General features: G+C 66.8%; 1 protein-coding gene and 2 pseudogenes. All 3 read right to left on the reverse strand.

Annotated features, from left to right (window positions below; translation table 11 throughout):
* Nucleotides 1-346, reverse strand: a pseudogene (locus AX750_RS18130) (chemotaxis protein CheR); the annotation flags it as partial.
* Between the two features lies 1 nt (nucleotide 347).
* Nucleotides 348-830 carry a chemotaxis protein CheW gene (locus AX750_RS18135; RefSeq protein ID WP_066723734.1) on the reverse strand — a complete coding sequence of 161 codons (483 nt, stop codon included), beginning with the start codon at nucleotides 828-830 and terminating at the stop codon, nucleotides 348-350.
* Between the two features lie 63 nt (nucleotides 831-893).
* Nucleotides 894-1,372: pseudogene (locus AX750_RS18140) on the reverse strand (methyl-accepting chemotaxis protein); the annotation flags it as partial.

Below are 1,372 nucleotides of genomic sequence, written 5' to 3' on the forward strand. Positions count from 1 at the left end.
GCGGCGGGCGCCCGCCATGGCGTGCCGTGAGCTGAGGTATCGCGACGTCGCGCAGGAACTCGAAATGGCTCGGCTCGCGGAAGAAGTCGGTCTTGTTCGTGGTGACGCAGTCGATGAGATGGATGGTTTCCGCCTCGAGCCCGCCCTTGTCGAAGAGATGCGCGCCATAGGCGTTCAGCCCCGGCAGCCCCAGTGCGCGGACGCGCTTGCGCAAACGGCCCTCGACCATGGTGCGCTTGGTCTGCGGCAGCTTGATGCCGACCCGCGACTCGATGAACTTCGCGATCGCGCTGAAGTATTTGTCAGAGAGATGGCCGTAGGCTTCGGTGTCCTGCTGGTTGCTCACGTCACGCGGCCCTTTCCGGTGCCATTGCGCTGAGCTGGGGCAGATCGTCGGATTCCATCAGGCGCTCGAGATCGAAGACGACGATGAAGGATTCGCCCTTGCGGCCGATGCCGGCGATGTAGTTCGACTGCCAGCGGCCGCCGACATCGGGCGCGGCCTCGGTCTGGTCGTCGTCGAGACCGGTCACCTCGAAGACACGGTCGGCGACGAAGCCGACGCCGAGCGTGCGGCCCTTGACCGGCACGTCGAGGATGATGATGCGCGTCGCGTCGGTGGGCTCGGCGCGCGGCAGGCCCAGCTTGGTCCGCAGATCGACGATCGGGTAGCCGGCGCCGCGGACGTCGATCATCCCCAGCAGGAAGCTCGGCGCATGCGGCAGCTTCGAGATCGGCCGCATGTCGAGAATCTCCCGGACATTGCGGATGTCGATCCCGAACAGCTCCTGATCGATGCCGAGCGTCAGATATTGGGCGGTGTCAGCCATGGCGACCTCGTTGTGAACGACGTGTGAGAGCGGCCGGCCCCTGCCTCCAGGGGCCGGTCCAGATCAGTTGCGTTGAAAGGCGGAATCGTCCTGATCGTCGCCGCCGGCGAGATCGAAGGCGAAGCCGCCATTGGCGACCTTGCGGGCGGGACGGGCGGCGGCAGCCTTCTTCGGCTGCGCGGCCGCAGCCATGCTCGCGGCCTTGCCGCGCAGCTGCTTGACCGCCCGCTCGACGGGCTCCTCCGCGCGCGGCTTCGGGCTGCCGTCGCGCACGCGGAAGAAGGCGATGGTGGCCTGCAGCTGCTCGGCCTGGGAGGCGAGTTCCTCGGAGGTAGCGGAGACCTCCTCGGAGGCTGCGGCGTTCTGCTGCGTCACCTTGTCGAGCTGCTGGATCGCCTGGTTGATTTGGGTCGAGCCGACATCCTGCTCGCGGCAGGCGGCGGTGATCTCCTCGACCAGTTCGGCCGTTTTCTTGATATCCGGCACGAGCTTCGCCAGCATCGAGCCGGCTTCCTGCGCGACCTTCACCGTATCGGTCGAGA

The organism is Methylobacterium sp. CCH7-A2 (assembly GCF_001557075.1).
Classification (GTDB): Bacteria; Pseudomonadota; Alphaproteobacteria; order Rhizobiales; family Beijerinckiaceae; genus Allobosea; species Allobosea massiliensis.